Source organism: Nonomuraea sp. NPDC050310 (assembly GCF_040655795.1).
Taxonomy (GTDB): domain Bacteria; phylum Actinomycetota; class Actinomycetes; order Streptosporangiales; family Streptosporangiaceae; genus Nonomuraea.
The window spans coordinates 64,071-85,457 of sequence record NZ_JBFAKP010000027.1; the positions used below are offsets into that span (position 1 = coordinate 64,071).

General features: G+C 70.6%; 21 protein-coding genes and 1 pseudogene. 10 read left to right on the plus strand and 12 right to left on the minus strand.

Going from position 1 to position 21,387, the window contains the following annotated elements; all coding sequences use genetic code 11:
* Positions 1–270: 270 nt before the first annotated feature.
* From AB0I67_RS38245 to AB0I67_RS38260, 4 genes are all read right to left on the minus strand, one after another.
* Entirely contained in the window at positions 271–750 is a 480-nt protein-coding gene (locus tag AB0I67_RS38245; RefSeq protein ID WP_357934455.1) for a hypothetical protein, read from the minus strand.
* 300 nt (positions 751–1,050) lie between these two features.
* Positions 1,051–3,204: a hypothetical protein gene (locus tag AB0I67_RS38250; RefSeq protein WP_357934458.1), complete on the minus strand. Its 2,154-nt coding sequence runs from the start codon at positions 3,202–3,204 to the stop codon at positions 1,051–1,053.
* 142 nt (positions 3,205–3,346) lie between these two features.
* Entirely contained in the window at positions 3,347–3,703 is a 357-nt protein-coding gene (locus AB0I67_RS38255) for a hypothetical protein (RefSeq protein ID WP_357934461.1), read from the minus strand.
* Positions 3,704–3,781: 78 nt separating this feature from the next.
* A complete protein-coding gene (locus AB0I67_RS38260; RefSeq protein WP_357934463.1) occupies positions 3,782–4,381 on the minus strand; it encodes a TetR family transcriptional regulator C-terminal domain-containing protein in 600 nt (199 codons plus the stop codon).
* 86 nt (positions 4,382–4,467) lie between these two features.
* On the opposite strand from AB0I67_RS38260, the gene AB0I67_RS38265 reads away from it, so the two are divergent.
* A complete protein-coding gene (locus AB0I67_RS38265; RefSeq protein WP_357934466.1) occupies positions 4,468–5,958 on the plus strand; it encodes a carboxylesterase family protein in 1,491 nt (496 codons plus the stop codon).
* A 49-nt stretch (positions 5,959–6,007) separates the two neighbouring features.
* Here AB0I67_RS38265 and AB0I67_RS38270 read toward each other — a convergent pair whose 3' ends face one another.
* A complete protein-coding gene (locus AB0I67_RS38270) occupies positions 6,008–6,382 on the minus strand; it encodes a helix-turn-helix domain-containing protein (RefSeq protein WP_357934469.1) in 375 nt (124 codons plus the stop codon).
* A gap of 68 nt (positions 6,383–6,450) precedes the next feature.
* Here AB0I67_RS38270 and AB0I67_RS38275 point away from each other — a divergent pair, with 68 nt between their 5' ends.
* On the plus strand, positions 6,451–7,119 hold the full coding sequence (locus AB0I67_RS38275) for a nitroreductase family protein (RefSeq protein WP_357934471.1): 669 nt from the start codon (positions 6,451–6,453) through the stop codon (positions 7,117–7,119).
* 249 nt (positions 7,120–7,368) lie between these two features.
* Here AB0I67_RS38275 and AB0I67_RS38280 read toward each other — a convergent pair whose 3' ends face one another.
* The 3 genes from AB0I67_RS38280 to AB0I67_RS38290 form a co-directional block, all read right to left on the minus strand.
* Entirely contained in the window at positions 7,369–8,028 is a 660-nt protein-coding gene (locus AB0I67_RS38280; RefSeq protein ID WP_357934472.1) for a hypothetical protein, read from the minus strand.
* 123 nt (positions 8,029–8,151) lie between these two features.
* Positions 8,152–8,817 carry a DUF6882 domain-containing protein gene (locus AB0I67_RS38285; RefSeq protein WP_357934474.1) on the minus strand — a complete coding sequence of 222 codons (666 nt, stop codon included), beginning with the start codon at positions 8,815–8,817 and terminating at the stop codon, positions 8,152–8,154.
* A 669-nt stretch (positions 8,818–9,486) separates the two neighbouring features.
* Positions 9,487–11,232: a right-handed parallel beta-helix repeat-containing protein gene (locus AB0I67_RS38290; RefSeq protein WP_357934476.1), complete on the minus strand. Its 1,746-nt coding sequence runs from the start codon at positions 11,230–11,232 to the stop codon at positions 9,487–9,489.
* A 29-nt stretch (positions 11,233–11,261) separates the two neighbouring features.
* Here AB0I67_RS38290 and AB0I67_RS38295 point away from each other — a divergent pair, with 29 nt between their 5' ends.
* A complete protein-coding gene (locus AB0I67_RS38295; RefSeq protein ID WP_357934479.1) occupies positions 11,262–12,095 on the plus strand; it encodes a TetR/AcrR family transcriptional regulator in 834 nt (277 codons plus the stop codon).
* Positions 12,096–12,503: 408 nt separating this feature from the next.
* On the opposite strand, the gene AB0I67_RS38300 is transcribed toward AB0I67_RS38295, so the two are convergent.
* A complete protein-coding gene (locus tag AB0I67_RS38300) occupies positions 12,504–13,373 on the minus strand; it encodes an ATP-grasp domain-containing protein (RefSeq protein WP_357934482.1) in 870 nt (289 codons plus the stop codon).
* A 355-nt stretch (positions 13,374–13,728) separates the two neighbouring features.
* On the opposite strand from AB0I67_RS38300, the gene AB0I67_RS38305 reads away from it, so the two are divergent.
* Both AB0I67_RS38305 and AB0I67_RS38310 read left to right on the plus strand, forming a co-directional pair.
* The gene (locus AB0I67_RS38305; protein ID WP_357934485.1) at positions 13,729–14,295 is read left to right on the plus strand and encodes a hypothetical protein; all 567 of its coding nucleotides are present in this window, start codon (positions 13,729–13,731) and stop codon (positions 14,293–14,295) included.
* Complete coding sequence (locus AB0I67_RS38310) at positions 14,279–14,839, plus strand: OmpA family protein (protein ID WP_357934487.1); 561 nt, start codon at positions 14,279–14,281, stop codon at positions 14,837–14,839. Before AB0I67_RS38305 ends, AB0I67_RS38310 begins: the two co-directional genes overlap by 17 nt.
* Before the next feature lie 88 nt (positions 14,840–14,927).
* Here the strand turns inward: AB0I67_RS38310 and AB0I67_RS38315 are convergent, their stop codons facing one another.
* Both AB0I67_RS38315 and AB0I67_RS38320 read right to left on the minus strand, forming a co-directional pair.
* Positions 14,928–15,731 carry a siderophore-interacting protein gene (locus AB0I67_RS38315; protein WP_357934489.1) on the minus strand — a complete coding sequence of 268 codons (804 nt, stop codon included), beginning with the start codon at positions 15,729–15,731 and terminating at the stop codon, positions 14,928–14,930.
* Positions 15,732–15,770: 39 nt separating this feature from the next.
* Complete coding sequence (locus tag AB0I67_RS38320) at positions 15,771–16,727, minus strand: alpha/beta hydrolase (protein ID WP_357934492.1); 957 nt, start codon at positions 16,725–16,727, stop codon at positions 15,771–15,773.
* Positions 16,728–16,899: 172 nt separating this feature from the next.
* On the opposite strand from AB0I67_RS38320, the gene AB0I67_RS38325 reads away from it, so the two are divergent.
* The 3 genes and pseudogenes from AB0I67_RS38325 to AB0I67_RS38335 form a co-directional block, all read left to right on the plus strand.
* Entirely contained in the window at positions 16,900–17,682 is a 783-nt protein-coding gene (locus AB0I67_RS38325; protein WP_357934495.1) for an ABC-2 family transporter protein, read from the plus strand.
* Positions 17,675–18,463: an ABC-2 family transporter protein gene (locus AB0I67_RS38330; protein ID WP_357934498.1), complete on the plus strand. Its 789-nt coding sequence runs from the start codon at positions 17,675–17,677 to the stop codon at positions 18,461–18,463. The genes AB0I67_RS38325 and AB0I67_RS38330 overlap by 8 nt, the downstream gene beginning before the upstream one ends.
* A gap of 1 nt (position 18,464) precedes the next feature.
* A pseudogene (locus tag AB0I67_RS38335) lies at positions 18,465–19,145 on the plus strand (ATP-binding cassette domain-containing protein); the annotation flags it as partial.
* Between the two features lie 53 nt (positions 19,146–19,198).
* Here AB0I67_RS38335 and AB0I67_RS38340 read toward each other — a convergent pair.
* Complete coding sequence (locus AB0I67_RS38340) at positions 19,199–19,672, minus strand: hypothetical protein (RefSeq protein ID WP_357934501.1); 474 nt, start codon at positions 19,670–19,672, stop codon at positions 19,199–19,201.
* Positions 19,673–20,033: 361 nt separating this feature from the next.
* Here AB0I67_RS38340 and AB0I67_RS38345 point away from each other — a divergent pair, with 361 nt between their 5' ends.
* Complete coding sequence (locus AB0I67_RS38345; RefSeq protein ID WP_357934503.1) at positions 20,034–20,561, plus strand: MFS transporter; 528 nt, start codon at positions 20,034–20,036, stop codon at positions 20,559–20,561.
* 44 nt (positions 20,562–20,605) lie between these two features.
* A complete protein-coding gene (locus tag AB0I67_RS38350; protein WP_357934505.1) occupies positions 20,606–21,367 on the plus strand; it encodes a YcnI family protein in 762 nt (253 codons plus the stop codon).
* The last annotated feature ends 20 nt before the right edge of the window (positions 21,368–21,387 follow it).

The window sequence follows — 21,387 nt, forward strand, 5'->3', positions numbered from 1 at the left end:
CGATTCCTCGCTGTGACGGGCCATGACGGCACCACGCCGTTCACCCGGCCTCGCCAGGCGACAACTGCATCCATGTCAGATCGAACGGCACGCCCAGTCAGCCGATCCGGGGGAAGGCGTAGGAGGCCGGTCAATCGCTCGACCGACCGGCCTCCCGCTCTTCCCAACCCTCGCCGGACGACAGGAGACACGCGCCAGGCTGGCCACCCGCACGCCACGACGCCCGGGAAGGATTCGCCCCGCCGCAAACTAGCCCGCCGTTTCCAGAGATCAGCCGGCGGGGTTGACCTGGATGTCGAAGGGCTGCCTGTTGTTGGCCGTGTTGCGGTCGTCGCGGCTGTACACCTGAACGCATCCCCTCAGCGTCGCCGGGCCCTCGATGCCGGGGTCGACCCGGACCGGGATCAGCGCCGTAGCGGTCTGGAACGTACCCAGTCCGGGCGGGAAGCTGCAGCGCACCTGGTTGTGCTGGGGAAAGGTCTGGCAGTTCGCCGGGAAGATCGGCCCCTCCGGGGCGACCCCGTCGGGCAGGGTGACCACGACCGAGAACGGCGAGGCCGTACGGTCGGGGCCTTTGTTGGCGACGAATCCGCGCACGGTCGTGACGCCGCCCGGCGTGGTGGCGTCCGGATCGATCCTGACCACCTCCAGGTCGGAGCTGGAGACGTTGGCGAGGGCCGTACCAGCCCCGAGGAGAGAGAGGGCGAAGCCCGCCGCGACGGCTCCGGTGAGGAGGCTCGATCGTGACACTTTCGATCACCTTGTTTTCTGGTTCTACCTGGTCGACTGCATGATCACTTCCCGTCGAATGATCTTCGATGCGCCGCCTGGAGATCCCATGCTCAATGATGGCTGATCGTTGGCAATCGCCGGTCGACGACGATGGTGACGCGGCTTGCTCGGGACCTGAAAGACCGCGTTCGACACGGCCTCCGTCGGCGGGGATGGAGCGCTCCGGCCAGAGCCTTGTAGGCAGCGCCTTGCAGGAGGACGTGCCCGTGGTCGGCGTCGTGGTCGCGTGCGAAATCGGGCGCCCCGGCAGGCGCACGCTCAGCTCTTGCGATAGGTGATCACCTTGTCGCCCTTCGCCGGCCAGGCCATGATCAGCAGGCGTTGCCCGCCCTCCTCCTCTCCCGGCCAGTCGAACATGTCGTAGTGCACGCGGATCCGATAATGGCCCGCGCGGCCGTCGAGGGCGAGGTCGGGGTACGGCTCGCCGCCCATCGCGTCGGCCAGGAGGATCTGGCCGCCGGGGCTCTCGTAGCCGATCTCGGTGACGTGGTCCCAGCCCTTGACCTCGACCGGCGGGCGGCGCGGGTAGGTCTCGACCGTGACACACAGCTCGAAGTCGGAGTGCACGCTGATCATCAGGTGGCCGGGCAGCGCGGCTACCAGGCCCTCCTCCTGGGTCTTCTCCAGCAGGCCGTCCTCGAACGGGTCCGGGCCCGTCTCGGTCTCCTCGTAAGCCTCGATGATCCCGTAGTCGGTCCACTGCGGCTCCCGGATCCTGGTCGCCGTGGCGGGCCGGATCAGCGGGCGGTGGTCGGGCCGGGAGTCGCACATGCGTTGCGCGTCCGCCTCCCACTCCTGCATCTCGCGGGCCGATTCGTCCGCAGCGGCCTTCGCTGTGGCGGCGGCGGGCGGGCAGACCGGCGCGATCGGGTGGGTCAGCGAGTCGCGGGCGAGCCCGTGTTCGGCCAGCTCCCGGGCATCGTTGCGCGTGTAGAGTCCGCACAACCAGCGGGCGTGAGCGACCGCCTCGGCGTCGGGGGTGGTGGCGGGGAACTTGATCAGATTCGCCTGGCGCAGCGCGCAGACGAGCTTCTGATCAGCGGTGAGCTCCGTCGGCCCCTCGCTCGACCACGACTCCCCCGGCCCGCACGCCGCGTCGGCCGTGATCGTGCCGCGCGCCAGCGCCGCGCCGGGCAACAGGACCAGCCCAGCCAGTACGGCAAGCCGTACCACCAGCAGCGGCCGGGCCGGGGCGAGCGGGTAGAGCACCCGCAGGAGTACGGCGGAGCCGAGCAGCGCCAGGCTGTACCAAGCCGGGGAGATCCCGGAGGCCGGCGAGGCCGCGTCCCTGCCTACCGCCTCCCATTCCAGGCGCATCTCGTGCCAGCTCTCCTCGGAGGCCGGGGTGCTGACCAGTCCGGCCAGTCCCACCAGGGCGGCGAGGGCCAGCGCCGGCGGCGTGAAGCGCACCAGGGGCCTGGTCCGAAGCAGGACGGTCGCCAGGACCAGCAGGGCCGGCGCGCCGACGCCGATCATGATGTCCAGGTCCCGCCAGGTCTGGGCGAGCCCGTCGACGACGCCGTCCTGAAGGAAGGGCTCGATCACGCCGGTGTCGCCGACCCAGCGGTAGGCGCCGTGGGCGAGGTTGACGGCGGCGGGAAGCAGCGGGAGCACGACCGCCGTCGCGGCCAGCGGCCACCATCTGGCGGGCCGGCGAACCGGCCGCCTGATCGTGGCCGGCTCCGGCAGCGGCCCGGCCAGCTCGTGGGCGGTTCTGGCCTGCCACACCAGGCCGAAGACACTGACGGCGCCGAGGAGCTCCAGGATGATCAGTTCCGGTGGGTATCCGTCGCCGCCGACGTAGGAGAGGTAGCCGTAACTGCCGTTCGCCAGCGACATCAGCGGGGCGACGGCGCCGATCCGGATGGTCGCGGCGCTGAACCGTGGGTCTCTGGTCTGGGCGATCAGGATGCACACCGTCCAGACCGCCCAGCCGTACTCGTAGCCGCCGGCGACCGTGAAGACCCAGGCGACGGCGTTCAGGTCGAGGTGGCTCGTGAGTGTCCAGCCGAACCCGGCCAGGCCGGCCAGGCCGCCCACGACCAGCGCGAACAGCCGCAGCCATCGGGGGGCGACGCCCCGCAGCACCAGGAAGAACATCACCACGGTGGTCAGGAAGGCGACCTCGTCCACGGCGTCCAGGCCGATCCAGAGCCAGCGGAGGTCCCAGGAGTTGCGCGAGCCGGAGAAGGGGATCAGGACCATGATGGCCAGGGAGATGCCGACACCTAGGTAGAGGCCAAGCCGGAGCAGGCCGACCCGCCACCCGCGCGGGGTGAGCTCGCCGCGCTCCCGGCCCCGCAGCACCTGCCACAACATCCAGGCCTGGAGCACCCCGGCCAGCATCGCACCGGCGATCACCCAGAGGGGCGGGTCTCCGGCCTCGCCACGGGTGAAGGGAACGGCTGACAACCGCCCAGAGCAGCTTCGGGTCGGTCGCGGCCAGCACCGCGAGGAAGGCGACGCAACCGAGGGAGAGCAGGGCGGCGATCCAGCCGAAACGGTAGCGACGCATGGGGCACATCTCTCAAGGGGGGTGATCAAAGCGCCCACCCTAGCAATTCCCGACAATGCGGGCCAAATTCTCAATTATCGGGAAATGGATAAGTTTAATGTCGCTGAAAGGAAATTCATCCATGCAGTTCAGGCCGCAGGCCAACCCCGTCGAGGAGCGTCGGTGAACAATCCGCCCCTGAGGTTCTGGGAAGTCCTCGACGACACCCGTGGGGGCGACGGTGAAGGCATCGACTTGTGGCGCGGAACCGCCGACATCCGCAGGGTCGTCGCGGCCGCCGACCCCTTCAAACGCGGTGCCGAACTCAAGATCCTCTACGCTTGCACCCCCCACGACACTGCCGCGATCGAGGCGTTCTACCAGGACCAGCCCCAAGGGGCGCTGGTCGATCTTCACTCGCGTCACGAGTTAGGCCACGGCACGCCCGTACCAGAGTTGCTCTTGTCCCGACCTGCCCCGGCGTCCGGGGGCAGGTCATGTACTTCTGAACAGCCGGTCCAGGTGCACGTCGATCGCGGCGAGGGCGTCCTGGGGCTCGATGACGTCGAGTTCGATCAGAGGGGTGAAGCCGGTGAGGGCGAGGAGCAGGTTGGTCTCGGTCGCCGGGTCGCGGTCGGGGTCGATGTGCCCGTCGGCGATCGCCTGGCGGACCAGCCGCTCGACGACGGCCCGCCCTTGCACGAGGCCGCGGCGCGCCTGCTCGTGCACGGTCTCGTCGTGCAGCGCCTCCAGCACGTAGGCGGCGCTCATCCGGCTGGTCGCGCGGGCGTCGGCATGCAGGGGGAGCATCTCCGCGAGCGTCATGCGCAGCACGTCACGGGGGTGCGGACGGTCGCCGAGCTTTTCGAGCCCCTGCTGGACGCGCACCGAGGTCTGCTCGGAGGCGAAGTCCATGGCGAAAGAGAGCATGGCGGTCCGGGTGGCGAAGTAGTGCTGGAGCTGCCCGAGCGACATGCCCGCCTCCTGCGCCACCACGCGCATCGTCAGCTGGGTGACGCCGCGTTGTTCCACCACGCGCCACAGTGCGCGGGCGATCGCTTCGCGGCGTCCACGGTGATCCACCTGTTTCGGCATCGCCCGTCCTTGCCTCCGTTTGCAATACGGTTGACATAATACACTTGACCGATAACCCTGGGGTGCACTCGAGGGAAGGAATCGGCATGTCCGAACAGCCGAAGGTACGGACCACCGAAGGCGTGGTGCAGGGGCTCCGGCGGCAGGGGCACGTGGTGTTCCGCGGCATCCCCTACGCCCAGCCGCCGGTCGGAGCGCTCCGCTTCGCCGCGCCCGCCCCGCCGTACCGCTGGGAGGGGACCAGACAGGCGGTCGAGTTCGGCCCCGTGGTGCCGCTGTCGCTGCCGATCGACGTGCCCCCGCAGGGGGCCGACTGGCTGACGCTCAACGTCGGCACTCCGGATCCCGGCGCGGCGGGCCTGCCGGTGCTGGTGTGGATCCCCGTGGGCGGGTACCTCTCGGCGGCGTCGAGCGACCCGATGTTCGACCCGACGGCGCTGGCCGAGGCGGGCGTCGTCGTGGTGACCGTCAACTGCCGCGTGGGCGCGGAGGGCTTCGCGTTCCTCGACGACGTGCCGCCCAACCGGGGATTCCTCGACCAGATCGCGGCGCTGGAGTGGGTGCAGCGCAACATCGCCGCCTTCGGAGGCGACCCCGGCCGGGTCACCGTGGGCGGGGTGTCCGCCGGGGCGGGCTCGGTCGCCGCCCTGCTGACGATGAAGTCCGCGCGCGGCCTGTTCCGGCGGGCCATCGCCCATTCGGTGCCGGGGCTGTACAGCACCCCCGTGCTGGCCCGGCAGGTCACCGCCGCGTTCGCGGACCGGGTCGGCGCGGCGGCTGCCACCGCCGAGGCCCTGCGCGACATCGACCCCTGGCGCCTGGCCGCCGAGCTCACCTCCTTCAACGCCGGCCTCCACGCGCACCGGGAGCGCTGGGGACGTCTCACCGAGACCGGCACCGCGCTATGCCCGGTCGTCGACGGCGAGGTCCTCCCCGAAACGCCCTGGTCCGCGCTGACCGGCGCCCCCGCGAGCGGGATCGACCTGCTCGTCGGCCACACCCGGGACGAGTTCCGGTACTTCAGCGTCGTGAGCGGACGGTACGGCACCTTCACCGAGGAGGACGCCGACGCTGCTTTGGTACTGCAGGCGCCGCGGCCGGACGGCGCGCAGGCCTACCGTGCCGCGTTCCCGCACGCAACCCCGGAGGAGCTGGTGGAGACCGTGTACTCGGACGCCCTGTTCCGCATGCCGTCCCAGCAACTGGCCGAGGCGAACACCGCGGCCGGCGGCACCTCGTACCTGTTCGAACTGTGCTGGGTCGCTCCGGCCCGCGGCGGCATCCTGGGCGCCTGCCACAGCCTCGACATGCCCCTGGCGTTCGGCACGCTGGACAGCCCCGTCGCCACCCAGCTCATCGGCGAGGCGCCGCCTCCCGAGGCCGTCGCGCTCTCCGGTGAACTTCGGGAGGCTTGGGTCCGCTTCATCACCACCGGCGACGCGGGCTGGGCCGCCCACCGGCCCGGCGAGTACCTCACCCGCGTGCTGGACACCGAGTCGAAGACTGTGCCCTACCCGGAACAGGTGTCCCGCCAGATCTGGGCAGGCCACTCCCCCGCCCCCTTCGATCTTTCGTGATTGTCCGGGTCGGCTCCTATGGGGCCTGACGGCATGGACCAGGCTTCGCTCAGTTGTGGGCTGCCTCCCTGGCGCGTTCGATGTCGTTGATGTGCGTTTCGGTCCATTGGCGCAAGGCCCTGATGGGCTCGGCGAGGCTGCGGCCGAGTTCGGTGAGGTCGTAGTCGACGCGGGGCGGGATGGTGGGGTGCTGGGTCCGGGTGATGAAGCCGTCGGCTTGGAGCGCTCGCAGGGTCTGGGTGAGCATCTTCTGCGAGATGCCTTCGAGGCGGCGGCTCAGGTCGGTGTAGCGCATGGTTCCACCGAGGAGCGCGTCCACGACCAGGATCGTCCACTTGCCGGCGATGTGGTCGAGGACCTGACGGGTGGGGCACTTGGCGGAGTAGACGTCCGCCGGCAGGCCGGATGACTCGACGATGTTCACAAGATGGAGAGTAGCGCACTAATTAGTGCCTTCTTCCTAATAGAGAGCGACTCTCCGATAGTTGAGACATGACCAGCACGCTTTCGGTCGCCGAGGCGATCCGCAGCCGCCGTACCGTCCGCCACTACCTGCCCGACCCCCTCCCGCCCGCAGTGCTCTCCGAGTTGCTTGCCCTGGCCGTGGAGGCGCCCACCAGTTGGAATCTGCAAGATCGCTCGATCGTCGTGGTCGACACCCCCGAGGGGCGCGACGGGCTGACGTGGGCCACCGGGGGGCAGCCGCAGCCGCAGGAGGCGCCGCTCGTCCTGGTCTTCGTCGCTGAGCCCGAAGCTTGGCGCGCCGACCATGACGACGTCTACGAACAGGCGCGGCGCAATCAGGCGTGGAACGAGGAGTTCATCACCATGTTCTCGGCCGCCTCGCAGTCCTTCCAGGAGGGCCTGCAGGGGCGTGGCCTGCTGCGCGAGTACGCGGTGAAGGACGCGATGATCGCCGCCACCTACGTCATGCTCGCCGCCACCGAGATGGGCCTGGCCACCTCGCCGATGAACGGCTGGGACGAGGCCAAGGTGAAGAAGGTCATCGGCATCGACGACCGTGACGACCTCGCCATCGCCTTGCTGGTCTCGATCGGGTACCCGGCCGAGGAGCGCCGCCACCCCGGCCGCCGGCCCATCGGGCGCAACGTCTTCCACCACCGGTACGGCGGGGCCCTTGAGCCGGCTGTTATGGGTTGATGTTCATGGCGACCTGCCGACAGGCGTCCAGCAAGAAGTAGCTCCGGGAGCACAAAGTCGTACACGGGGGCTGGAGCATTCGCTGTGGAGGTCGGTGGCGAATCACCCATCAAGGGGCGTGTGGATGCCGTGGGCTCGCGTCAGCCGTACTTCCGAGGTGGGCCGGTCTCGGGTGTCGTCGCCAGGTCAACCCGCACCAGGTTCATGTTGATGACCGGCACCTGGCTCTACGGATCTCGGCCTCACCGGTCACGTCACCTCGAAAGCGGTGACGAACTCCGTGGTCGCTTGCGCGAGGTCGGTGAGGAACTGGGCACGGTCGAAGCTCTCGTCTTCGACCGTGCCCGGTGGAGGCGTGTGCATGAAGCTGAAGTGTCCGGCGCCGGGCACGACGCGAAGATCGACCGGTGCTGGGGCACTCTTCAACCGGATGGCCAGCTCGACAGGGGTGACGGTGTCCTTCTCCCCTGCGTAGAGGAGAATCGGTGCTGTCACCGCGTCCAACGCGCCCGGAGCGGCGAACCAGCCGGCGGCGGGCGCATACAGGACGAGACGGCCGACGCGTGGCTCTCGGGGAACATCCAACGGCCTGCCGTCCCGTCCCCAGGGCGTCGCCCCGGCCAGGCACAGGCCAGCCCAGCCACCGATCGAGTGGCCGACCACGACGACAGCCGCGTCCGGAGAGGCCCACCGGTGAAGCGCCTCGACCAGCCCCGCCGGGCGTGCAAGCAGCTCGGCGGTGGTCGCCTCCCGCGCGGCGAAGCGCTCGAAGTACGGCGCGATGACCTGGCTGTCGTGAGCGGCGAGGTGCTCCAAGAGGGGCAGGTAGCGCTCCGGATCGCCACCTGCTCCTGCAGCGAAGAGCACGACACGCTCATGCTTCGCGGGACCCAGCGTCAGGGCCTGCATGTCACTCCTCCACTTGTGGCGTTCTCCGAGGATCGGTTCGCTTCATTTCGTCTGCGACGGCCTGTCGGATGTTCTGATCTCGGCCACCCCTTCGGGCAAGTCGGCGGTGGACAGCCGCTGATCTCAACGGGGAAGGAGCGTGCTCTCCAGATCCTTGATCCGGCCGTAGGAGTCGAGCTCGGCGCGGAGACTGGATCCGCCCGGATGACGGCCGCCGACGAAGCCCGGTCCGCTCTCCACCTGCCAGCCCTGCTGGACCAGGAAGCTTTCGACCAGCGTCCGGTGATCGAGCTCGTAGGTGGACAGCGCCTGCCCCAGAACGGACAGCACACGCTCGGGATGAGCGGGCGCGAACACCACGTCCGGCACGTTCTCCAACAGGACGAAGAGGGCGCCGCCCTGGTAGGGGCCGCGGTAGTAGCAGCGGCCGGTCACGCCCGCCGACAGCAGGGCGAGCAGATGCCCGTCGGCGCGGTCGAGCGGCAGCGACGGCTCGGTCAGCTCCGGAATGCCGTGCTGCCGTCCGTGGTCACGCAGCCATTCCGCGGCGCGCAGCAGGTCCGGCGGGAGGTTGCTCTGCGTGTTCGCCCACGCCCAAAGCCAGCTCTGGTCACCGTGACTCTCCGTCCCCAGCAGCTGTAGGGGAAAGCGGAGGTCGTCGCCGAAGAAGATGAGTCCTGCGCGGGTGTCTACGGACCAAGGGCGGTTGCCGAGCAGATCCATCAACGCGAACTGGCGGGCCAACGACGTGGCGACCGAACGGGAGAGCTGCTGGGTCAGAGGGTTCATCGGGTTCCTTGTATCGCGCGTGCTGACGTCTTGAGCCAACCAGCGCCCACTGGGATCTCACTGGTAAGCCGCTGACGCCGACCCTGTGCGTGAGCGGCTCGGCGGCACCAGGACCGCCGCAGGCTGCTGAGCCGCCTAGCAACCCGCCGAGACTGTGCCGGGCATGCGGGCCGCTGGAAGGGCCCTCCGTGATGGAGAGTGACTGGCCGTTGGTGTGTGGCGGGGCCGGCGGCCGACGACGCTCCTGTGCGCTGGCCATCGCGAGCCCGGCCACCCCTGCGCTGGCGGCCAAAGCCTCCCGGTCGGCCCGCCCATCGGCCGACAGCCCCCGTTGATCGCGCCGATGTTCTCCCGCAGCCGCGACAGGCGGTTGCAGGCGGGCGCCACGGCAGGGGTCGTCTTCGTGCATTGGCTGATCTTTCATAGCTTCTACGTCATGGGCGTGCCCCTATTGCCTGGGTGGCCAGGATTGCGATCTTCTGGGACATCACGCAACCACTGGAGGCCCGCTCCCCTCAGTGGCTGCGCGGCAGGTGGCCCAGGCGGCGGCCGCCTATCACATCGTGGCTCTGACCCTGTGGTTTCTCGGCATCGTCACCTTGATCACGACGCGGTTCTGGGCGTACACCTTGATCTGAGCCAGGGACGTTCACGCCGAGGCGTATCAGGTCATGCGACCGGCCGCGCCGTCCGCAGTCCCGCGCGGGCCTGGATGTGCGCGGTGGCCTCTTCCAGTCCCTCGGCCAGCGTGGTGTTGTCCTCGTAGGTGACCCCGTCCGGGACCGCGTTGGCGCCGGAGGGGTCGGCGTCCCAGAAGTTGCCCCGGTAGACGACGTTGCTCAGCGGGGGCGACACCTGCAGCACCGCGGTGTTGTCGGCGCCCGTGACCACGTTGCCCTCGACGGTGACCCAGGCGGCGCCGTAGTCGGTGTAGAGCCCGAAGTTGTACGGCGTGCGCGTGTCCCTGATGACGTTGCCGCTGATCTCGGCGCCGTCGGCGTGCGAGCTGCCCTGAGGGCCGGACAGGTAGATGCCGCCGCCGTCGGCGAGCACGCTCATCGTGCCGGTCGTGAGGTTGCGCAGGATGCGGGTGCGCCGGCCGGGTCCCGCCACGATGCCGCAGTGCGGGACCTCGCGGACGTGGTTGCCGGCGACGGTACAGCCGTCGGTGCCGGAAAGGGCGATGCCAGGGGAGCCCGAGTAGTCCAGGCCGACGCGCTCGACCAGGTTGTCCTCGACGAGGACGTCGCTGCTGCCGGTGATCGTGATCGCCGAGGCGGACAGGGTGTCGAAGTCACAGCCGCGCACGACCAGGCCCGAGCCGCCGGTCAGGCCGAGCCCGGCGGCCCCGAGCCGGGTGAACCGGCAGCCCTCGAAGACGACGTCGGCGGCGTCCTCGACGACGACGCAGGCGGGGATCGTCTCGGAGCGGCCCGGCACCGTGACCCACGCCTGGCCTTCGACGATGACGACCTTCTCGATGGGGCCGCCGTCGTAGTGGCCGCTGCCGTGGTAGTGCAGGAAGCCTTCCGGGCTGCTGGGACGCAGCCAGGTGGCGTCGGCGAAGACCAGACCGCGGAAGGAGACGCCGTGCGCGCCGGTGACGCGCACCAGGGTCTCCAGGGCGGGCGCCACGACGCGGGGCCCGTCGCCGGGGCGGGGAAGGTAGCGCAGCCTGTGGTGGCCGGGGCGGGAGCGGTCGAGGACGAAGGTGCCGGGTTCGGTGAGGAAGGCGGCGTCGTTCTCGATCCTGGTGGGCAGCGGCGGGCCGGCCTGGACATGCTCCTCCCACGTGAAGTTGTAGAGCTCGATCGCGCGGGCGAAGGCGGGCTGCGCCATCGTGATCGCCGCGCCGTCGCCGTCGGCGCTGACGGCGGCAACGCCCATGCGGGCCTCGGTCCACGGGTAGATGCCCCGATGGACGACCTCGACGTCGGACGGGCTGCGCCAGGCGAGCGGGGCGGCGCTGTCCGTGACGTAACCCGTGACGGTCCGGGTGGCGTGGCCGGGGAGGGCGTCGATGCCGGCGCGCTCGGTACGGCGGAGCGGATCGCCGACGTAGAGCTGGCGGGTGTCCAGGTCGCCGACGTCGGCCACCAGATGTCCGTCCTCCTCCCGCCAGCCGGTGATCTCCCGGCCACCGCTGACGACGGCCGTCTCCTGGGCGGCGGTGCCGTACCCGAAGGCCTGGTAGGTGATCCGATGCCCGTCGCGGCCGCCGTCCTCGCCGGCGAGCACGAGGGGCGCGGTCAGCGTGTGGGTGCCGGCGCGCAGGTGCACGACCACGTCGCCGGACAGCTCCCGGGCGGCGAGCCTGGCCCGGTCGAGGGTCGCGAAGGGGCTTTCCAGAGTGCCGGGTCCGGCATCGTCGCCGTTCGGGGAGACGTATAGTTCTTCCTTGTTTATGGCGTACATGGGTGTATACCGTAAACAAGGAGGACGGAATGAGCAAGGCGCACGACCCCGATCTCGGGGTGGAACTGCTGTGGGACCAGGGCCGGCGTGCCGGGCTGAGCACGGACCGGATCGTGCGCGCGGCCGTCGAGGTGGCGGACGCCGAGGGCCTGGCCGGCCTGTCGATGCGCAAGGTCGCCGAGCGCCTGGGCTTCACCACGATGTCGCTGTACCGGCACGTGCCGGGGCGTGACCACCTGGTCGACCTGATGCAGGACACGGTGCTGGCCGGCGTCACGGCGCCCGGCGGACCGACCTGGCGGGCACGACTGGAGGCGTGCGCGCGGCAGGGGTACGAGCTGCGCAAGCGGCACCCGTGGCTGGCGGAGATCCGGGGCGGCCGGCACACTCCCGGACCCAACGCGGTGGCGTACTACGACTCGATGCTCGCCGCCGTGCGCGACACCGGCCTGACGCCGGCCCGGATCATCGCCGTGGTCGACCTGGTCGGCAGGTTCGTCGACGCCGAATCACTGCGGCTGCTGGAGATCAGGCGGGCAGAGGAGAGCAGCGGCGTCAGCCACGAGGAGTGGTGGGGGGCGCGCGACTCGCTCTACGCCCGCCTCGACCGCTATCCGACGCTCACCTGGGTGTGGGAGTCGGGCGGCTACGACGAGCCGGAGGACCCGTTCGAGTTCGGCCTGGCCCGCCTGCTCGACGGCGTCGAGCTGCTCATCACCCAAGAGCGTTACGAAACGCGTGATGAAAGCCGGTGTCAGGTGTGCGGTGAGCCGGTGGAGCAACCAGCGTCAGGACGGCCGCGCGCGTACTGCTCGCGAGCGTGCCAGCAGCGCGCCTACCGCCGACGCCGGACGAACGCCTGACCCACCGCCAGGCCACCACTTCAAGCACAAGCATCCGCTCAACACCTTCCGAGTCCCGGCCAGCACGGTCGGCCTGGCTGGCGCGGTCAGCTACTGAGAGCTGGCCGAGCATCCGAATCCGAAGCCCCATGCCTGGTCCTGGACGGGCATGAAAGCCCAGCTCCGCCCGCGTGACCGAGGGGCGGGGTGGACGGTGGGGTGAATGCTCGCGACCCTGGGCGTGTTGGCGATGGGTGTCTCAGCCTCCGAGCGAGCGCACCCGCGACCTGACCGGCGCGCCCGGGTCGGGGCCGGAGCTCTCCGACATGCCCATACAGCCCAGCCCAAGGCCGACACCCGCAGCCCTGACCCAACGCCCTGATAGGCCTGCGACTCCCCCAGGATCGACGGGAGCCAACATGCTGCCTGCTACCCGTCGGCGGATCCGGGCCGTCCGGAAGAGCTCAGCATCTCGATGAACGTGCCGGGTTCGCTGGTCGAGGGCCGATCGCTGACCTGCCCGTCGCCGATCTCAATGACGCGCCACACGCCGTCAGCCCGCAGAGCCAGATCCACGGTCACGAACGGCAGGCCCAACCCCGCGATCAGCGGCGCGAACCGTGTGACGTCCAGGTCGCCGGGCGGGAAGTCGTGCGGGTTGTCAGGGTGCGGGCCGATCAATCGGCACTCGCCGTGGACCCACCAGGTGCGCGCTTCGGCGGAGACGAACTGTTCGAAACGGCGCAGCACGAAACCGCCGACGAAGTCGTCCTCGCGTAACTGCCGCAACCGGCACGCTGTCGCCCAGGCGGCGTCCACGTCCCCGGCATCCGGAATGAAAGCCGCTTCGTTCCAGTAGTGCTTCATCGATTTGACGTAGTCGCGCAGTACGGCAGGGCCCGCACCAAGCTGGGCGCAGGCAGCCTGGAAAGCGGTCCGCTCATCACCGGCGGTCCACACGGAGAATGGCGTCGCATCCGACAACGCGTCGTACCAGCCGGGCAACTCGTGCGCTCGCCGAAACTGCGCCGCATCCGTACGCAGGATCACCCCACGTTCGGCCAATGCCGCACCGAACGCCGCGTACTGGTGCGACTGCATCATCCAGCCCCGGTAGAGCGCGACGCCGCCGGACCGGACCCGGGCCACCGCCCGACTAACATCGCCGTTCTGGACCAGCAGGTCGTGGTCGATCAACGCGACATCCAACCCGGCATCGCGGGCCGCGTTCGCCTCGGCCGCGAAATGTTCATCTACACGGCGGGGATTCAACACATCGGCCGGTACCAGCACTATCACCCGCACATTGTGCCCAACCAGACCGCTATGCCACCACGTGATATCAACCAGGCGCGGGCTGGCCGTACATTCGGGCTGCTCGTGAATCGGCGGAGAGTGCTTCCACCGGCGGGCTCGCCACTGATCCCGCTCGCCAGGGGTCAGGTGTCTCGCTCCAGCGATAATCCTTGAACAGGCTCGCAGGCGGAATAGCGAGGCCGTTACGGACCACAGTCACCGCTGGGCACTTCTGCCGCCATGGGGTCATGATCCTCTCAGTGTCAAATCATCCCGCAGGGTGAGCGAGGCACTCCAAAAGGACAGCCCCCTGGAAATGGGGATTCGGGCATCTATGTCTGGCTATACTCCCTGACCCATGAGTCCGATGAAGATCGTCGTCGCGGGGGCGGCTCTCCTTCTGGCCACCGGATGCCAGCTCGGCCCGGCCCCAACTCCCCGATCCGCCTCCACCGCGGAGCCCGCGCCCACCCAACCGGCCTCCGCTCCCACCCCCACACCACTGCCCTCGGACCAGGTCCTGGCCAGCCGTACGGCAGCGGCCGACCAGCACTACAAGCTCAAGATCGACCTGCTCGCCGCCGACCGCGAGGGCCGGCTGGTGACGGTCAACTACGCGGTCACCGTAACCGAGCACGACCGCGCCTTCGGCTGGACCGTCGGCGATGCCTTCTCGGCCGTCCCCAGCGACACCCCGGACGCCGACGGCCTCTACCTGGTCGACAAGAAGAACGCCAAGAAGCACCTGGTCGCCAAGGACGTCCAGGGCGCCTGCGCGTGCACGGCCAACACCGAGAGCGTCGCGATCAACACCGGCCAGAAGGTGGTGTTCACCGCGTCGTTCGCCGCGCCGCCGGAAGACGTCACGAAGGTCGACGTGTACATCCCCCTGGCCGGGACGTTCGCCGATGTTCCGCTCACTTAGCCTGGCGGCGGTCCTGGCCGCAGGGCTGCTCGAGCCGACGCCTGCGCCGACGCCGGCGTCGCCCGGCCCGGCGGCCGTGGCCGGCGGGGCGATCGTGGACCTCGTGGCGCCGATCGTCGATCTCGAACTGCCGGTCGCGGCGCTGGACCTGTCGCTGATCGACGCCGACCGGCGCATCACGCTGGCCGCCGACGTGCTGTTCGCCTTCGACAAGGCGGACCTGTCGAACAAGGCGCGCACCCGCATCGAGCAGGCCGCCGAACTGCTGAAGGCCAGGGCCGCGGGCAAGCAGGTCGCGATCGACGGCCACACCGACGCCAAGGGCGGTGACGCCTACAACGCCGCACTGTCGCGGCGCCGGGCGGAGGCCGTACGGGCCGCGCTGGAGCCGTTGCTGGCCGGCAGCGGGATCACGTTCGTGGTGGTGGGACACGGCGCCAGCAAGCCGGTCGCGCCGAACACGGTGACCCGGGAGGGGAAGGTGGTGGACAGCCCCAAGGGGCGGGCGCGCAACCGCCGCGTGGAGATCACCATCGCCCGGTGACCTGCCGTCGGGGCTGCGCCGCTCAGACCGAGGCCAAGGCAGGCCGTACACCGATCACCGCGAGCAGGGGACGCCGGCAAGAGATGGGTCAGCCCAGGGCGGCCTGCTCCTCGACCTCGATCGCGCGGTTCCAGTCGCGCTTGACCTCGCGCCAGCCCTCGTCGTCCACCCCGAGCCGCCAGTACCCGGAGATCGACAGCGCCTCCAGCGGCAGCTCACGCTCCACCCGCAGGTGCCGGCGCAGCCGCTTGACGAACCCGGCCTCGCCGTGGACGAAGGCGTGCGGCCGCCCGGCCGGGAAGTCGAGGCCCTCGATCGCGGCGACCAGCCGCTCGCCGACGGGCGCGGGCCCGCGGTGGATCCAGGTGACCCGGTGGTCGAGCTTCTGCTCCTCCTGCGGCCCCTCGACCTCGATGAAGGCGTTCACCACGGCGTCGTCGGGCAGGGCCTCCAGCGCGACCGCGATGGCCGGCAGGGCGCTCTCGTCGCCGACGAGCAGGTGCCAGTCCGCCTCCGGGTCGGGCGCGTACCCGCCGCCGGGGCCGAGCAGGTAGATCTCGTCGCCCGGCCGCGCGTTCGCCGCCCAGGGCCCGGCCAGGCCCTCGTCGCCGTGGTGGACGAAGTCGAGGGTGAGCTCCAGCGCGTCGGGGTCCCAGGCGCGCACGGTGTAGGTGCGCAGCTTGGGCCACTGGGCGCGCGGCAGGCTCTCCCGGCAGGCCTGGATGTCGAACGGGACCGGGTAGTCCACGCCCTCCTCCAGGAAGACGAGCTTGACGTAGTGGTCGGTCAGCCCCGTGGTGGCGAACCCGGCCAGCCCTTCGCCCCCTACCACCACGCGGATCATGTGCGGGGTGATGCGCTCGCTGCGCGACACGACTCCGAGGTGCGCCATCCTGAACCCCCAAGTAACTAGTTAGGTAAGCCTAACTTATCAGGCGGCGGCCGCGGCCGGGCCCGAGGCGGCCGACAGATCGGCGACGAACGCGGCGATGTGCCGGAAGGCCAGCCGCGCCTCGGGCAGGAAGTCGGCCAGGATCGGGAAGACGTGCGGCATCCGGTCCCACTCCTCGTACCGCACCGGCACCCCCGCCGCCCGCGCCTGCCTGGCCACCCGCAGGTCCTCCTCCCGCAGCACCTCCGTGGACCCCGTGACGATCATGAGTGGCGGCAGCCCGGTGTAGTCGCCCAGCACCGGCGAGACCAGCGGGTCGCGCGGGTCGAGCCCCGCCGTCCAGCGCCGGGCCAGCCAGCGCACCCGTGAGGCCGACAGCAGCGGGTCCTGCCAGCGGTTGGCGCGGCGCGGCGCGTCGGTCAGGTCCGCCCACGGCGACAGGCAGATCGCGCCGCCGGGCATCGGCCCGCCCCGGTCGCGCAGGGCCAGCAGCGTCGCCAGCGTCAGGTGCCCGCCCGCCGAGTCACCGCCCAGCAGGACGTCGGCCGGCTCGTGCCCGCGCGCCAGCAGGCAGTCGTAGGCGTCCAGCGCGTCCTCCAGCGAGGCGCGCAACGGGTGCACCGGACCCTGCCGGTAGTCCAGCGCCAGCACCGGCCGGCGGGTGGCGACCGACAACCGCCAGGTCAGCGGCCGGTGCGTGGCCGGGGAACCGGCGAAGTAGCCGCCGCCGTGGAAGTACAGCAGCACCTTGCGCTCGTCCAGGCCCAGCCCGCCCCGCACCCACTCGCCGCCGCACTGGCTGAAGGCGTGCGGCACGATGCCGACCTGGTCGGGGGCACGAAAGGGCACGGCTTTGAGCAGGGAGCAGGCGCTCAGCGCCAGGGGGTGGCGCAGCAGCAGGGAGCCGGCCGGCTTGACCGCCCCCATGAGGACCCCGTTGAGGGCACGCGCCTGCCAGCTGAGGGGATAGGAAGGGAAGACGTCCTGGTCGAGCATGCAGGCCTCCTTCACGGAGTTTTCCCGGCACACTCGACGTTTAACAACGCCGGCCACGCCGCGGTGAGCCGAATATTGCCTTGCCGCGCCGCCGGCCGGCGCCCATAATCCTCCGGGTCCACCCGTGCCCGCACTCGGCCACGGGCTGTCGCCATGCCGTCACACCCCGGAGGTGACCATTTCCCTTTACCCGACTCTCCTGCTGTACGGCTTCCGCAAACACGCGACCTACGTCTGGGCCGGCCTCGCCGGCGCCTTCACCAACAGCGTGTTCGGCGTCCTGCGTGCCTACGTGCTCATCGCGCTCTGGCAGGCCCGCCCCGGCCTCGGCGGCTACGACGTCGCCGACGCCGTCACCTTCTGCTTCCTCACCCAGGCCATGATCGGCCCGATGCAGCTGTTCGGCGGCGGCCTCGGCCTGCCCGAACGCATCCGCTCCGGCGACATCGCCCTCGACCTGGTCCGGCCCGCTCCCCTGCAGGCCTGGACGCTCGCCGAGGACCTGGGCCGCGCCGGCTACCTCCTGCTCGTGCGCAGCATCCCGCCCACCCTGCTCGGCGCCCTGCTGTTCGGCATCGTCACGCCCGACGGCCCCGGCCGCTGGGCGCTGTTCGGGCTCAGCATGCTGCTCGGCGTCGTGGTCAGCTTCGCCTGGCGCTACCTGGTGGCGCTGTCGGTCTGCTGGCTCGTCGACGAGCGCGGCGTACAGACCGTCTCGCTCGTGCTGACCCTCTTCTTCAGCGGCATGACCCTGCCGCTGACCATCTTCCCCGGCTGGCTGGGCGAGCTCGCCCGCGCCCTGCCGTGGGCGGCCATGGTTCAGGTGCCCGCCGACGTCTTCCTCGGAAAGGGCGGCGACCTGGGCTTCCAGGCGCTGTGGGCGGTGGCGCTGCTCGGCCTCGGCGCGCTCGGCACCCGGCTGATCCGGCACAAGGTGGTGATCCAGGGTGGTTAGGAGCTACGTCCTGCTGGCGTGGGTCTGGACCCGCGCGGCCGTCGCCTACCCGGCCTCCTTCGCGCTCATGACGGTCTTCGGCTTCCTAGTCGCCGGGCTCGACCTGGTCGCGATCCTGATCATCTTCGCCAACACCACCTCGCTGGCCGGCTTCTCCCGCGAGGAGGTGCTCTTCCTGTACGGCACGGCGTCCCTGGCCTTCTCCGTCGCCGACACCCTGTTCAGCAACGTCGACCGGATCAGCCAGAAGATCAAGGACGGCTCGTTCGACGTCATCCTGCTCCGCCCGGTCAGCGCGTGGGTGCAGGCGTGCACCGACCGGTTCTTCCCGGCGCGGATCGGGCGCATCCTCCAGGCCGGCGGCGTGCTCGGCTACGCCGTGGCCCACGCCGGGATCGTGCCGGAGCGGAGCTGGCTCGTCCCGGTCATGGTCGTGGGCGGGATCGCCATCTTCGGCGCGTTGTGGACGCTCGCCGGGTCGGTGCAGTTCGTGCTGACCGACGCGCCCGAGGTGGTCAACGCCTTCACCTACGGCAGCGGGACGCTGGTGCAGTACCCGCTGACCGTCTACGGGCGCGACCTGGTGCGGGCGGTGACCTACGTGCTGCCGCTCGCCTTCGTCAACTGGCTGCCCGGACTGTACGTGCTGGGCCGGGCCGATCCCGCCGGGCTGCCGTCGTGGACGGCGTTCCTGAGCCCGGTGGTGGCCGCCGCGCTCTGCCTGGTCGCCGGGCTGGCCTGGCGGCAGGGCATCCGACACTACCGATCGACGGGGAGCTGACATGATCACACTCGACAGGGCCGGGCGCTCGTTCAAGGTGCGGCGGGCGGTGGTGCATGCCGTACAGGATCTGAGTTTCACCGTCGCGCCGGGCGAGTTCGTCGGCTACCTCGGGCCCAACGGGGCGGGCAAGTCGACCACGATCAAGATGCTCTGCGGCATCCTGACGCCCACGTCGGGCACGGTCCGGGTGGCCGGGCTCGACCCGTCGCGCAAGAGGACCGCGCTGGCGCGGCGGATCGGCGTGGTCTTCGGGCAGCGGACGACGCTCTGGTGGGACCTGCCGCTCCGGGACAGCTTCGAACTGATCCGGCTCCTTTACAAAGTAGATCGCAAGCTCTTCGCCGCGCGGCTGGAGGAGATGGTCGAGACGCTCGACCTGGCCGAGTTCCTGAAGCGGCCGGTGCGCCAGCTCAGCCTCGGCCAGCGCATGCGCGGCGACCTGGCCGCGGCGCTGCTGCACGGACCGGACATGCTCGTGCTCGACGAGCCGACGATCGGGCTCGACGTGGTCAGCAAGGCGGGCATCCGCGAGTTCCTGGCCCGGGTGAACGCCGAGCGCGGCACCACCGTGCTGCTCACCACGCACGACCTGGGCGACATCGAGCGGCTGTGCCGGCGGGTGATGCTGATCGACCACGGCCGGCTGGCCTTCGACGGCACGCTGGAGGAACTGCGGGCGGGCGGCTCCCTGGAGGAGGTGGTCACCCGCCTGTACACCGCCGGGGCGACGGCTCAGTAGTAGGAGCCCTCGCGGGTCTCGTACTCGTCGTCCTCCAACTCGTCCTCGCGGCGGGACCAGCGGGAGGGCATGAGCACCGGCAGGAAGAGCATCACGCCCAGCAGCGCGTAGACGCCGGAGGTGAGCAGCCACTGGTTGCCCGCCCCGGCGTTGCGCACCAGCTCGTGGTAGGTGGGGTCCTTCGGGATGTAGGAGAGCGCCCGGTTCATGTCCAGCGCGTAGACGACCGTCCAGGCCAGCAGGACCATCGACGGCACGAACGTGGCCAGCGGGGAGACCCGGCCGGCGACCACCAGCCCGGCCACCAGGCCCACGGCGGCCATGGCGCCCAGCGCCGTCCACATCGCCTGGCCCCCGGGCGGGGTGCCACCGGCGCTCGCCTGCGCCTGCCAGGCCGCCCACCCGGCGCCCCCGAGCAACGCGGCCGTGACCACTAACCCGAGCAGCAAACCGACGAAATGCCGCACGTCCATCACCTCGCCACGACCCTAGCGACAAAGCGCACATAACGGCCAGGCATTGACCACCTCGGCATCCCCCACCCCTCACCCGCGCCCCCACGTCTCCCTGAGCCCCAGCGCTCACCCGCCCGCTCCAGGCTCGGTCAACCCCTTGCCCCGACCAGCCCCGCTCCCCCTCCAGGGCGGACGTGGACGAGGTGGACCGTCTCTATGGATGGGTGAAGGGGTCAGGAGGTGGACCCGTGGATCGGGTCGGTCGGTGGGCGGGGGTCGGTCGCGGGGGATCAGGTGAGCGGGTTGGAGGACCAGGTTGAAGGGTGGGTGGGGGGTGTCAGGGGTGGGGATCGGTGAGAGGATGGGCGGGCCCATGACCGCCCAGCTCCCCCTGCGCCTGGCGCGCGCGGCAGGTTTCGCCGCCGTGTGCGTGGCTCTGGCCGCCCTGGCGCACGTGCTGGCCGGAGGGCCGGCGCCCGGTGTCGGCGCGGTGGCGGGCGGCGGGACGGCGGTGCTGCTCACCGCACTGGGGATGGCCGGGCGCGAGCGCTCCCCCACGACGATCGGCGTGACCCTGGGCGCGGCCCAGTTCGGGCTGCACGAGCTGTTCGGCACGGCCACCGACTACCTGCCGGTCCACCACGGCTCCACCCTCGGCATGAGCCTCGGCATGCTGCTCGCGCACGCCGCGGCGACGGCGGTGACCGGGTGGTGGCTGGCGCGGGGCGAGTCGGCGCTGTGGTCGCTGATCCGCAGGCTGGGCGCGCGGCTGATCCGGGTGCCCGCGCTGTCCGTCCCCCCGCAGGTACGGCAGGCGCACCGCCCCCGGCCGGGCTGGGTCCCGGCCCCCTACGAGTTGCGGCATACCGTCACCAGGCGTGGTCCTCCACTGCCCGCCTGATCCTCTGACACCCCGACCGCGTATCTTCCCCAGTGGAGTTCACCATGTCCGTCATTCGACGCGGCGCGAGCGTGCTCGCCGCCGCCACCACACTCACCTTCGGCCTGGCGGCCCCCGCCCTGGCCCACGTCACCGTCAATCCCGGCAGCGCCGAGCAGGGCGGCTGGACCAAGGTCGCCTTCCGTGTCCCCAACGAGCGGGACGACGCCTCGACGATCAAGCTGGAGGTGAGCTTCCCGGTCGAGCACCCGCTGGTGTTCGTGTCGGTCAAGCCGCTGCCCGGCTGGAAGGCCGAGATCGTCGAGGGCAAGCTGCCCAAGCCGGTCAAGACCGCCTACGGCGAGACGGTCACCGAGGCGGTGACCAAGATCGTCTGGACCGGCGGGAAGATCAACCCGGGCGAGTTCCAGGAGTTCGAGGTCTCGATGGGGCCGCTGCCGAAGGACGCGGCGCAGATCGTGTTCCCGGCTACGCAGACCTACTCCAGCAAGGAGGTGGTCAAGTGGGACGAGCCGCCCAAGGCGGACGGGTCGGAGGCGGAGCGGCCGGCGCCGGTGCTCAAGCTGACGCCTGCCTCGGGCGAAGGTCACGGGGCGGCGTCCGCCTCACCCTCTCCTGCTGTCGCGGCCGGTAAGCCGGAGGCTGCGTCGCCGAGTGTCGTGCCGGTGGCGGCCGGGTCCCCCGGTTCTGCCGCCTCCGACACCACCGCCCGGGTCCTGGGCGGCGCCGGGCTGGCCGTGGGCGTGATCGGCGTCGGCATCGGCGTCATGGGCCTGCGCCGCCGCGGCACCCGCCCCCAGGACTGACCCCGCGCCGCGCGCCGGCC